This is a genomic window from Caballeronia sp. BR00000012568055 (assembly GCF_029439455.1).
GTDB lineage: Bacteria > Pseudomonadota > Gammaproteobacteria > Burkholderiales > Burkholderiaceae > Caballeronia.
The window spans coordinates 1-12,254 of the sequence record NZ_JAQFVG010000313.1 but is presented as its reverse complement, the minus strand read 5'-3'; the positions used below and the strand labels follow the sequence as shown (position 1 = coordinate 12,254).

At 62.0% G+C, this 12,254-nt stretch carries 11 protein-coding genes and 1 pseudogene; 9 read left to right on the top strand and 3 right to left on the bottom strand.

The genetic code is table 11. From position 1 onward, the window contains the following. The first annotated feature begins 47 nt into the window (after positions 1-47). The 5 genes from P7F28_RS23900 to P7F28_RS23880 all read left to right on the top strand — a co-directional run bounded on the left by P7F28_RS23900 (position 48) and on the right by P7F28_RS23880 (position 6,663). Positions 48-1,301: an ABC transporter substrate-binding protein gene (locus P7F28_RS23900; protein WP_277187245.1), complete on the top strand. Its 1,254-nt coding sequence runs from the start codon at positions 48-50 to the stop codon at positions 1,299-1,301. Positions 1,302-1,481: 180 nt separating this feature from the next. Beyond that, positions 1,482-2,420, top strand: coding sequence for a sugar ABC transporter permease (locus tag P7F28_RS23895; protein WP_277187244.1), 939 nt, complete (start codon positions 1,482-1,484; stop codon positions 2,418-2,420). Further along, positions 2,410-3,267: a carbohydrate ABC transporter permease gene (locus tag P7F28_RS23890; protein WP_277187243.1), complete on the top strand. Its 858-nt coding sequence runs from the start codon at positions 2,410-2,412 to the stop codon at positions 3,265-3,267. The genes P7F28_RS23895 and P7F28_RS23890 overlap by 11 nt, the downstream gene beginning before the upstream one ends. Before the next feature lie 47 nt (positions 3,268-3,314). Next, positions 3,315-4,433: an ABC transporter ATP-binding protein gene (locus P7F28_RS23885; protein WP_277187242.1), complete on the top strand. Its 1,119-nt coding sequence runs from the start codon at positions 3,315-3,317 to the stop codon at positions 4,431-4,433. 115 nt (positions 4,434-4,548) lie between these two features. Then, positions 4,549-6,663, top strand: coding sequence for a prolyl oligopeptidase family protein (locus P7F28_RS23880; protein ID WP_277187241.1), 2,115 nt, complete (start codon positions 4,549-4,551; stop codon positions 6,661-6,663). Between the two features lie 10 nt (positions 6,664-6,673). On the opposite strand, the gene P7F28_RS23875 is transcribed toward P7F28_RS23880, so the two are convergent. Continuing rightward, positions 6,674-7,885, bottom strand: coding sequence for a Bcr/CflA family multidrug efflux MFS transporter (locus P7F28_RS23875; protein WP_277187240.1), 1,212 nt, complete (start codon positions 7,883-7,885; stop codon positions 6,674-6,676). A gap of 119 nt (positions 7,886-8,004) precedes the next feature. Between P7F28_RS23875 and P7F28_RS23870 the strand changes: the two genes are divergently transcribed. The 4 genes from P7F28_RS23870 (at position 8,005) to P7F28_RS23855 (ending at position 11,675) form a co-directional block, all read left to right on the top strand. Further along, positions 8,005-8,448, top strand: a complete 444-nt coding sequence (locus P7F28_RS23870) for a hypothetical protein (RefSeq protein ID WP_277187239.1) — start codon at positions 8,005-8,007, stop codon at positions 8,446-8,448. A 152-nt stretch (positions 8,449-8,600) separates the two neighbouring features. Then, a complete protein-coding gene (hemL, locus tag P7F28_RS23865; protein ID WP_277187238.1) occupies positions 8,601-9,884 on the top strand; it encodes a glutamate-1-semialdehyde 2,1-aminomutase in 1,284 nt (427 codons plus the stop codon). Between the two features lie 24 nt (positions 9,885-9,908). Further along, positions 9,909-11,033: a bifunctional diaminohydroxyphosphoribosylaminopyrimidine deaminase/5-amino-6-(5-phosphoribosylamino)uracil reductase RibD gene (ribD, locus tag P7F28_RS23860; protein WP_277187237.1), complete on the top strand. Its 1,125-nt coding sequence runs from the start codon at positions 9,909-9,911 to the stop codon at positions 11,031-11,033. A gap of 27 nt (positions 11,034-11,060) precedes the next feature. Continuing rightward, entirely contained in the window at positions 11,061-11,675 is a 615-nt protein-coding gene (locus P7F28_RS23855; protein ID WP_277187236.1) for a riboflavin synthase, read from the top strand. A gap of 33 nt (positions 11,676-11,708) precedes the next feature. On the opposite strand, the gene P7F28_RS23850 is transcribed toward P7F28_RS23855, so the two are convergent. Both P7F28_RS23850 and P7F28_RS23845 read right to left on the bottom strand, forming a co-directional pair. After that, positions 11,709-12,062 (bottom strand): type II toxin-antitoxin system RelE/ParE family toxin, encoded by a 354-nt coding sequence (locus P7F28_RS23850; RefSeq protein ID WP_277187235.1) that lies wholly within the window; start codon positions 12,060-12,062, stop codon positions 11,709-11,711. After that, positions 12,055-12,254 (bottom strand): annotated as a pseudogene (locus P7F28_RS23845) (type II toxin-antitoxin system Phd/YefM family antitoxin); the annotation flags it as partial. The pseudogene P7F28_RS23845 and the gene P7F28_RS23850, both read right to left, overlap by 8 nt.

Here is a 12,254-nt window from a genome sequence, read left to right as displayed (position 1 = left end):
ATCAGGGGCCACTCGTTACTTGTTCAGGTGTCTGGAGGAGATAAACAATGAAAGTCCGTAAGCTCATGGGCGCACTATGCGCCGCAGGTCTTCTGTGCGGCGCAACGGCGTCGGCGGTGCAGGCTGCCGAGGCGGTGTCGGTGCTGCACTGGTGGACGTCCGGCGGCGAATCGAAGGCCGTCGGCGTCCTCAAGGACGACATGACCAAGCAGGGCTATCAGTGGAAGGACTTCGCGGTGGCTGGCGGCGCAGGCGCCGCAGCCATGACCGCACTGAAGACGCAGGTGATCTCGGGCAACGCGCCGTCGGCGGCGCAGATCAAGGGTCCGCTGATCCAGGAATGGGCCGAGCAAGGCGTGCTGGTGCCGATCGATTCCGTCGCGGGTGACTGGAAGAAGAACCTGCCGCCGGAAATCGACAAGATCATCCACGCTGACGGTCACTACGTCGCTGCGCCGTTCTCGGTGCATCGCGTGAACTGGCTGTATATCAACAAGGCTGCGCTCGACAAGGCCGGCGGCAAGGTGCCGACCAACTGGAACGAGTTCTTCCAGGTCGCCGACAAGATGAAAGCCGCAGGCATCATGCCGATCGCAATGGGCGGCCAGCCGTGGCAAGACCTGACGCTGTGGGAAGACGTGGTGCTGTCGCAGGGCGCGGACTTCTACAAGAAGGCCATCGTCGATCTGGATCAGAAGACGCTGACCTCGCCGCAAATGGTTCAGGTGTTCGATACGGTCCGCAAGATTCAGGGCTACTTCGACAGCGGCCGCACCGGCCGTGACTGGAATCTGGCAACGGCCATGGTCATTCAGGGCAAGGCCGGCATGCAGTTCATGGGCGACTGGGCCAAGGGCGAATTCGCGGGCGCGAACAAGAAGGCGGGCACGGACTATATCTGCGCGCCGGTGCCGGGCACGGACAAGGCCTACACCTTCAACGTCGATTCGTTCGTGTTCTTCCAGCAGAAGGATCAGAAGGCCGCTACGCCGGGCCAACTGGCGCTGGCCAAGACCATCATGACGCCGGAATTCCAGGAACAGTTCAGCCTGAACAAGGGTTCGATTCCGGTTCGTCTGGGCGTGAAGATGGATAAGTTCGACGACTGCGCCAAGAAGTCCTACGCTGATGAACAGACGGCGATCAAATCGGGCGGCTATGTTCCGTCGCTGGCGCACGGCATGGCTCAGGGCGATGCTGTCGCAGGCGCGATGACCGACGTCGTCACGAAGTTCATGAATTCGTCGCAGGATTCGAAGAGCGCGGTGACGGCTCTCGCGAACGCTGCAAAGACGAAGTAAGGCTGTTGTCTGCACGGCGCGTTCATGTTTGAGCGCGCCGTGCCGCCATCAAAGCATCAGTAAGGTCGCACTATCAAGCGCCGGCCGTGCTCAAAAAGCGCGGCATAGTCCTTCGCCGCAAGCGCGCAAAGAGATGCATCACACCATCCATGCGCCGGCGCATCTTCCAGGAGTCGAGTCGTGACTGCCTCCATCACCGCGGACAAGAAACCGCGCCAAACGCCCCGTCAAGCATCCGCGACGGCGGCGCTCGCCGACCGCCTGATCCCGAAGCTGGTGCTCGCGCCCAGTGTTCTGATCGCGCTGGTCTTCGTGTATGGCTTTATCGGTATTACCGGTTATCTGTCGCTGAGCGAATCGCGGCTGATGCCGCGTTATACCTTCGCCGGTCTCGACCGATACAAACAGCTTTTCGCCAACGATGTCTGGTGGACCTCGGCCGCCAACCTCGGCTGGTTCGGCATTCCGTTTATCGGCATCTGCGTGTTGCTCGGCCTTTTCCTTGCGATCCTGCTCGATCAGAAGATCCGCAACGAAGGCGCATTGCGCGCGATCTTCCTCTATCCGATGGCGCTCTCGTTCATCGTGACGGGCACCGCGTGGCAGTGGATTCTGAATCCGGGTCTGGGCCTCGAAAAAGTGTTCCATGACTGGGGCTGGACGAGCTTCTCGTTCAACTGGCTCGGCGATCCGGACAAGGCCATTTTTTGCGTCGTGATCGCTGCGGTATGGCAATCGACTGGCTTCGTGATGGCGCTGTTCCTCGCCGGTTTGCGCGGCGTGGACGGCGAAATCTTCAAAGCCGCTCAGGTCGATGGCGCGACGCTGCCGACCATCTACCGCAAGATCGTGATTCCGAGCATGCGCCCGGTGTTCTTCTCCGTGCTGCTGATTCTCTGCCACATCACCATCAAGACGTTCGACTTGGTCGTGGCGCTGACGGCGGGCGGACCGGGAACATCATCGTCCCTGCCCGCGATCTTCATGTATACGTTCTCCTTCAACCGTGGCCAGTTGGGCGTAGGCGCGGCATCGTCGATGATGATGCTGGCCACCGTCGTCGCCGTGCTCGTGCCGCTCATGTATCTGGAATCGAGGAGCACCCGCAATGGAGCCTAAGATGAATATCAGCCGCGCGGTGATCTACGCGGTGCTGATTCTGTTCGCGTTGTACTTCCTGTTCCCGATCTACGTGATGCTGTCCACGTCGTTCAAGGATCTCGACCAATTGCGCACCGGCAATCTGCTGACGCCGCCGACGCACTTCACCTTCGCGCCGTGGGTCAAGGCGTGGCAGGAAGCGTGTACCGGCGTGCGCTGCGACGGCATGCAGCCGTTCTTCATGAACTCGGTGCGCATGGTGATTCCGGCCGTGCTGATCTCGTCCTTCGTCGGCGCGTTCAACGGTTATGTGCTGACGCACTGGCGTTTTCGTGGCGCGGACGGCCTGTTCACAATGCTGCTGGTCGGCTGCTTCATCCCCTTCCAGGCCATTCTGTTGCCGATGGCGCGTCTGCAGGGCTACCTCGGCCTGTCGAACACGACGACCGGTCTGGTGCTGGTGCACGTGATCTACGGCATCGCGTTCACGACCATGTTCTTCCGCAATTTCTACGTGAGCATTCCGGCTGAACTCGTGAAGGCGGCGCGCATCGACGGAGCGGGTTTCTTCACCATCTTCACGAAGATTCTGCTGCCCGTTTCCCTGCCGATTTTCATGGTCTGCCTGATCTGGCAGTTCACGCAAATCTGGAACGACTTCCTGTTCGGTATCGTGTTTTCGGGCGTGGATTCCATGCCGATCACGGTGGCGCTGAACAACCTCGTGAATACATCGACGGGCGTGAAGGAATACAACGTCGATATGGCCGGCGCGATCATCGCCGCGCTGCCGACGATTCTCGTCTACATGATCGCGGGACGCTATTTCGTGCGCGGGCTGACGGCCGGCGCGGTGAAGGGTTAATCGGGCAACGAGCGGACAAGCTCCGACTAAGAGATAAAGGATTCACAATGGCAAGCCTTTCCATCCGTGACGTGTACAAGACCTACCCGAACGGGGTGCCGGTTCTCAAGGGCGTCAATATCGATATCGAGGACGGACAGTTTCTGATCCTCGTCGGCGGCTCGGGCTGCGGCAAATCGACCTTGCTGAATATGATCGCGGGGCTGGAGACCGTGACCAAGGGCGACATCATGATCGACGGCAAGACGGTCAACGACCTGTCGCCGAAAGACCGCGATATCGCGATGGTGTTCCAGTCGTACGCGCTCTACCCTTCCATGAGCGTGCGCGACAACATCTCCTTCGGGCTGAATATCCGCAAGGTGCCGAAGGACGAGCAGAAGAAGATCGTCGATCGCGTGTCGGATACGCTGCAGATTCAGCATTTGCTGGATCGCAAGCCGGGCCAGTTGTCGGGCGGTCAGCGTCAGCGCGTAGCAATGGGCCGCGCGCTCGCCCGCGATCCGGTCATGTTCCTGTTCGATGAACCGCTCTCCAATCTCGATGCCAAGCTGCGTATCGAAATGCGTTCGGAAATCAAGCTGCTGCATCAGCGTCTGGGCACGACCATCGTGTACGTGACGCACGATCAGATCGAAGCGATGACGCTGGGCGACCGGATCGCGGTGATGAAGGACGGTATCGTGCAGCAGTTCGGCGCGCCGCAGGAAATCTACGACTCGCCGTCCAACCTTTTCGTCGCGGGCTTTATCGGCGCGCCGCCGATGAACTTCATCACCGGCAAGCTGGTGGATGCGGGTTCGGGCGTCGGCTTGCAGATCGACACGGGTGTGTCGCAAAAGGTGCTGAATCTGCCGTTCGATGCAGCGAAGCTGCGCAGCAAGGTCGGACAGGACGTGATTCTCGGCTTGCGTCCGGAGCGCATCACCGATTCGCGCAGCGCGCACAACGTCGCGGATGCGAGCCTGCAGCCGATCGAAGTGAAAGTCGATGTGATCGAGCCGACCGGGCCGGACACGCTGGTGTTCGCGCAAGTGAACGGCAAGCGCATCGTGTCGCGCGTGCACCCGGCATCGAATCCGCAGCCGTTGACGAATATGACGCTGTTGTTCGATGTATCGAAGGCCGTGTTGTTCGATCCGAAGTCGGAAGAACGGCTGGCTTAATGGCTTAAGCGGACAGCTTTGCTTATCAACGCCACGGCTCACACCGTGGCGTTTTTCATTGGGGACGCGGCGGCTGGCACAATCGGCGTATTGCATTTCGATTCCGCTACGCCCTATGACTTTTCTCGATACGCACCCGGACCTGAACTGGCCTCTCGCCAGGGAAACCGATCCTTTCATCGGCCTCGAAGCACTCGACGATGCCCACGTCCAGCGCTGGATCGATGCTCAGAACCGCCGCACCGAAGCCGCATTCGGCAGCACGCCGGACGCGCGCGCATTGGCTGCGCGGCTGGAAAAAGCCTACACGTCGGACGAGCGCATCGTCAGTTGCGAGCGATATGGCGATTGGGCCTATAACACCTGGCAGGACGACAAGCATCCGCTCGGCATCGTGCGCCGCACGCCGTGGGCGTCGTGGCTCGCCAGTCAGACGCCCGAATGGGAACTCATTCTCGACGTCGATGCGCTCGATCTCAACACCAATGAAGCCGATGAAACCCGTTGGGCTTTATCGGACTTCGACATGCTGTATCCGACGTGGGATCGCGCGCTGGTGCTGCTGTCGCCGGGCGGATCGGATGCGCTGATCGTCCGCGAATTCGATATCGCATCGAAGCGCTTTATCGACGATGGTTTCGCGCTGTCGGAAGTCGGCAAGCACGATGTCTCGTGGATCGATCGCGATACGCTGTACGTCGGCTGGGACGACAGCAAGATCAACGCAAAGAGCGACAGTCTCACGACGTCGGGCCTGCCGCGCGTCGCACGCAAGTGGAAGCGCGGCACGAAGCTCGCGGATGCGCCCATCGTCTTCGAAGGCGAACGCCGCGATATCTCCGCCGGCGTCGATTACGATCCGCTGGAAAAGCTCCATCTCGCCTCGCGCGCGGTGTCCTTCTTCGACACGCTGAATTACTGGCTCGACGAATCGACGAACACGTGGCAGCAATACGATCTGCCCACGCACGTCGATCTCGATCACTGGAACGGCTGGCTGTTCGTTACGCCGCGCAAGCACTGGAACGTCGGTGGCCGCCGGCATGCGCCGGGCGCGCTGTGCGTGATTCGGCGCGATGCGTTTCTCGCCGGATCGCGTGAGTTCACCGCGTTGTTCAAGCCGTCCGACCGGCGCGTGTTGTCGGGCATCGACTTCACGAAGCAGTGGCTGATCGTCTCGCAAATGGACGATGGCACGCCGCGCGTCACGCTCATGCGGCCGCCATCGGCTGATAAAAGCGAGTGGGACGCGCGCGAATTCAAGCTGCCGGAAGCCAGCCAGTGCTGGGTCGATTCGATCGATGGCGAACGCGACGACACCGTGCTCATCCACGTCGAACATTTTCTGATGCCGCCGTCGCTGTTCCACGCCGACTTATCGAGCGATGAACCGTGGACGCTACTCGCCCGCCTGCCCGCTCAATTCGATGCAACCGGCCTCTCCGCCGTGCGCCGTCACGCCACCGCGCCCGATGGCGAGCGCATTCCGTACTGGCTGATCGGCCGCGAAGTGGAGCACGCAACGCACGCGCGCCCTTGCCTCTTGTACGGCTACGGCGGCTTCGAGATCGCGCTCGACCCGCATTACGATGCGACCACCGGCATCGCGTGGCTGGAGCGTGGCGGCTTGTACGCGGTCGGCAATATTCGCGGCGGCGGCGAGTTCGGGCCGGCGTGGCATCAGGCGGCGTTGCGAGAAAACCGGCAAGTCGCCTTCGATGATTTCATCGCGGTCGCGCAGGCGCTGATCGACAGCGGCGTGACGACGGCGAAGCAACTCGCCATTCGCGGCGGCAGCAACGGCGGTCTGCTGACCGGCGTGTGTCTGGTGCAACGGCCCGAGTTGTTCGGCGCGGTGTTATCGGAAGTGCCGTTGCTGGATATGACGCGCTTTCACAAGCTCTTGCAGGGCGCATCGTGGATCGACGAATACGGCGATCCCGACGATGCCGACGATCTGCGCCATTTGCTCGACTATTCGCCGTATAAGAACGTGAAAGCGGACGCGAAATACCCGCCCGCGCTGTTCACGTCATCAACGACGGATGATCGCGTGCATCCCGGCCACGCGCGCAAGATGGCCGCGAAGATGCAGGCGCAGGGCCACGCGGATGTCTGGTATCAGGAAACCGGCGAAGGCGGACATGGCGCGGGCGTCGAGCCGGAAGCCGTCGCGCAGGCGGAAGCGGCGGCCTTTACTTTCCTTGCGATGAAGATCGGGCCGCTCTGATTTGATTCGATCAGACTTTCACGGGCGCCGCATGCGAACGCAGCACCAGCGTGCGCCCCGCGAAGGTCAGCACCCCGCACACGCCGATCACGATACCCATGCCATGCGGCGAGACATCGTGAAACAGGCCGACGGCGAGACTGGCGAGCGCGCCTAACGCAAGCTGCATCGCACCGAACACGGCGGCGGCCGCGCCCGCGTTCTTCGGATAGCGATGCATCAGCTCCGTCGTGCAATTCGCCGACAGCAAACCGACCACGCCGACCACGAAGAACAGGCAGACGACGATCGACCACAGTCCGCCAAAACCCGTCAACGCGACGAGCGCGACCGCGAGCGCCGCCACCACGCTGACGAACGAGGCAATCGAAATCATCTTCATCGCGCCGAGGCGACCGACCAGCTTCGTATTCATCACATTGAACGAGATGATGCCGACGATATTCAGCCCGAACAGCAGCCCGTAGTACTGCGGCTTCACGTGGAAGTAGTCGATATAGACGAACGGCGTCGCCGTGATGTACGCGAACATCGACGCGAAGGCCATGCCGCCGCACATCATGTGGCCCCAGGTCACGGGATCGGTCAGCAGGTGGCCGTAAGCCGCGAACGATTTGCCGACCGCCGCGCTTGCGCGCTTTTCCTTCGGCCACGTTTCCGGCACGCGCAAAAACGCCGTCACGGCGCACACCGCACCGAACAGCGTCAGCGCGATAAACACCACGCGCCAACCGCCCAGCAGCAGCAATTGCCCGCCGATCAGCGGCGCGAGCAACGGTCCGATCGATGTGACGATGGAGAGCATCGACAGCACGCGGGCGGCGTCGGCGGGCGCGTGGGCGTCGCGGGCGATCGCGCGGGCGAGCACCGACGCCGCGCCCGCACCGAGCGCTTGCAGGAAGCGCACGAAGACGAGCGCATCGATCGAAAACGCCACTGCGCAGCCGATGCTCGCCAGCGCGTACAGCGCGATACCGCCGAGCAAAACCGGACGCCGACCGTAGGCATCGGACATCGGGCCGTACAGCAGCATGCCGAACGAGAAGCCGAACATAAAGCTGGTAAGCGTGCCCTGCGCGGCGGCGGGACTCGCGCCGAACGACGCCGCCAGCGACGGCAGGCTCGGCAGATACATATCGATCGACAAGGGGCCGCACGCGGCGAGCGCGCCGAGCAACAGGATCAGGCGGGCGTCGGGGCTGCGGCGGGCGGTGTCGGACATGGAATATGAGATAGAAGCTTTTTGACAGGCTTTCGCATTGTACGCGACGGTTTTCCGCGATCCGGCCCTGTGTTTCGTTCTTGCGCTAAGCTCGGTTTTTTCCTCTGTCTAACGATGCAATGACCGCTTTCCTGCTGATCTGGAGCCCCAAAAAGTGGCCGTGGCCCGAACTGCCCGACTTCGCGCGACGCGTCGCCGCAGGCGAAGCCGTCACCGATGTCTGGGGCTGCGGCACCGCGCGCGGCCTGCTGCCGCGGGATCGCGTGTTCGTGCATCGCGTATCGCAGGAGCCGAAGGGCGTGTTTGCATCGGGCTATGTGACGCGCGCGCCTTACGAAGTGCCGGATGCGGGCAGCAAACGCGGTTATCGGCTGTGCATCGACTTTACCTACGACTTTCTCGTCGATGCCCACGAGCAGGTCGTCGTCACGCGCGATGAACTGCGCGCCCATCCGTTCTCCGTCCAGACGTGGGATGCGCAAATGTCCGGCATGCTGATCAAACCGATGGCCGAGGGCGCGCTGGAAAAGTTGTGGCGCGCACGCACGGCGCGGCCCGAATAACAGGGAACGAACAGCGAACGCCCGGCCGCTGCGGACCGTTTGAAACGACTCCGGTACAATTTGAGGCATCTTTCTCGCGCCGGACGGGCGGTCTTAAGCGCCCCTGTCCCAACCGCGCGAGCGCATCCAACTTCACGCGCAGGCCTCCATCCATGTCCAAGAATCAAGCTCTTTTCGAACGCGCTCAGCAGACCATTCCCGGCGGCGTCAATTCGCCGGTGCGCGCGTTCCGCTCGGTCGGCGGCACGCCGCGTTTTATCGAGCGCGCGCAAGGCCCGTATTTCTGGGACGCCGATGGCAAGCGCTATATCGACTACATCGGTTCGTGGGGCCCGATGATCGTCGGCCACGTTCATCCTGAAGTGCTTGATGCCGTGCAGCGCGTGCTGGCCAATGGTTTTTCCTTCGGTGCGCCGACGGAAGCGGAAATCGAGATCGCCGAGGAAATCTGCAAGCTGGTGCCGTCGATCGAACAGGTGCGCATGGTGTCGAGCGGCACCGAGGCGACCATGAGCGCGCTGCGTCTGGCGCGCGGCTTCACGAACCGCAGCCGCATCATCAAGTTCGAAGGGTGTTATCACGGGCACGCGGACAGCTTGCTGGTGAAGGCGGGGTCCGGCTTGCTGACCTTCGGCAATCCGACTTCGGCGGGCGTGCCGGCGGATATCGCCAAACATACGACGGTGCTCGAATACAACAACGTCGAGCAATTGAACGAGGCGTTCGCGGCGTTCGGCAATGAGATTGCTTCGGTGATCGTCGAGCCGGTGGCGGGCAATATGAACCTCGTGCGCGCCACGCCCGAGTTTTTGAACGCGATGCGCGAGCGCTGCACCGAATACGGCTCCGTGCTGATTTTCGATGAAGTGATGTGCGGCTTCCGCGTCGCGCTCGGCGGCGCGCAGCAGGTCTACGGCATCACGCCGGACCTGACGTGTCTGGGCAAGGTAATCGGCGGCGGCATGCCGGCGGCCGCGTTCGGCGGACGTCGCGACATCATGGCGCATCTCGCGCCGCTCGGCGGTGTGTATCAGGCGGGCACGCTGTCGGGCAATCCGATCGCGGTCGCTGCGGGCCTGAAGACGCTGCAACTGATTCAGCGGCCCGGCTTCTATGACGATCTGGCGAAGCAAACGCGCAAACTCGTCGATGGCCTCGTCCGCGTGGCGAAGGACGCAAAGGTGCCCTTCTCCGCCGATTCGATCGGCGGCATGTTCGGCCTCTACTTCATGGATCAGGTTCCGGAGAGCTTCGCGCAAATCCAGCAAGGCGACACGAAACGCTTCAACACCTTCTTCCACGCGATGCTCGATGCCGGCGTGTACTTCGCGCCGTCCGCGTTCGAAGCGGGCTTCGTCTCCAGCGCCCACGACGACGCCATCATCGACGCGACGCTCGAAGCGGCACGCGGCGCGTTCGCGTCGCTCGCGGCTTAACGCCGCCACACACGGGCCGCCGCGATGTTCTCGCAAACCGACTTCACGCATATGGAGCGCGCGCTGGCGCTCGCATCGAAAGGCATGTACACGACCACGCCGAATCCGCGCGTCGGCTGTGTGCTGGTCAAGAACGGCGAAGTGATCGGCATGGGTTTTACGCAACCGGCCGGTCAGGATCACGCCGAAGTGCAGGCTTTGAAGGATGCGCGTGCGCGCGGAAAAGACCCGCGCGGCGCGACCGCGTACGTCACGCTTGAGCCGTGCAGCCACTTCGGCCGCACGCCGCCGTGCGCGCACGCGCTGATCGACGCGCGCGTCGAGAAGGTGATCGCCGCGATGGAAGATCCGAACCCGTCCGTATCGGGTCGCGGTTTGACCATGTTGCGCGATGCGGGTATCGACGTGCGATGCGGTTTGTTGTCGAATGAAGCGCATGAGATGAATATCGGCTTCGTGTCGCGCATGACGCGGCGGCGTCCGTGGGTGCGGATGAAGGTCGCGGCGACGCTGGATGGCCGCACCGGTTTGCCATCGGGCGAAAGCCAGTGGATCACCGGCGAAGACGCCCGCGCCGATGGCCACGCCTGGCGCGCCCGCGCCTGCGCGATTCTGACGGGCATCGGCACGGTGCGTGAGGACGATCCGCAACTGACCGTGCGCGCGATCGATACGCCGCGCCAGCCGCAGCGCGTGTTGATCGACAGCCGCCTCGACGTGCCGGAAAACGCGCGCATTCTGGATGGCGCGCCGACGTGGATTTTCCATTCCGCCGACGCCGATCCGGCGCGCATCGACGTCTTGCGCGAACGCGGCGCTGAGCTGATCGAGCTTGCCAACGAACATGGCAAGGTCGATCTTCCCGCGATGCTCACGGCACTGGCAGATCGCGGCATCAACGAATTGCATGTGGAAGCCGGGCACAAGCTCAATGGCTCGCTGATACGTGAAAGCTGCGTCGATGAACTGCTGATCTATCTCGCGCCGAGTCTGCTTGGCAGCGCGCCCGGCATGTTCGATTTCGCACCGCCCGCGACGCTGGAAGCGCGGCCGCATCTGAAGTTTCACCGTATCGACCGGCTTGGGGACGATCTGCGCATTCTTGCGCGCTTCGCCGAAGCCAAGAGCGTGACGAACGAGTTGCGCTGATCCATCGCTCATAAAGGAACGCATCCGATGTTCACAGGAATTGTCACGGCGCTGGGCCGTATCGAGAAAGTCACGGCGCTGGGTTCGGAGCCGGAAGCGGGCGTGCGTCTGACCGTTGCCGCAGGCGGTCTCGATCTCGCTGATGTCGAATTGGGCGACAGCATCGCCATTCAGGGCGCGTGCATGACGGTCATTCAAAAGACCGCCGATTCGTTCGATGTCGATGTCTCGCGCGAAAGCCTTAATAAAACCGTCGGTTTGGGCGACGCAGGTGCGGAAGTCAATCTGGAGAAAGCGCTGCGTGCGCATGATCGATTGGGCGGGCATCTCGTGTCGGGGCACGTGGATGGGCTGGGCACGGTATCGCGATTCGAGCGTGTGGGGGAATCGCATGAGTTGCGGATCGTCGCGCCTAAAGACATCGGCAAATATCTCGCTTATAAGGGTTCGGTGACGGTGAATGGCGTCAGTCTGACGGTCAATTCAGTCAGCGATAGCGCCAATGGCTGCGAGTTTTCAATCAACCTCATTCCGCATACGGTCGAAGTGACGACGCTTAAAGCGCTGGCTGCGGGGAAGAAGGTCAATCTGGAGATTGATCTGATCGCACGGTATGTCGAGAGGATGATGAACGCGTCGTGAGGGCACGACGCGTTTTGTCTTTACGCCAAATCGTTAGGGGATGGACTGCTCCGGCAGTTTAAACAGCGTTTCCTTCGTATGCCGAAGCGTGAGAAGCTCCACGGTTTCTTCCGTAAATCGGTATAGGACTACGTAGTCGTCGAATACAACTTCACGCAATGCTGCGCGGTCCATCGGCCCTAACATCTCGTCCACGAGCGACAGGAAGTGACGTCCGATGGCCGGGAAGCGAGCAAGCAAAGGCACGAGCTTGTCATCGATCAGCGCCGACAGTCGATCGAAGCTCTCCGGATGCCCGACCCGATGCCAATAGCGTTCGATATCCACGAGTCGCGCTTCGAAGGTCGGCGCACACAAAACAATGGCGGGTCTGCGTTCGTCATTCACGAGTGGCCTCCCCATTTTTTTCCCGCTCGGCGGCCCGCCTCGTTCGGATTTCAGCCATGACCTCGCGGGCGTCGCGTGCTCCATGCGTCTCCAGACTCTTCAACGCCTGCACTGCATCCTGCATCAATAGCTGGCGCATCCGCGCCTCCTCCATCCTCCGACAATCCGCCAACCTTTCCGCGCTAATCAACG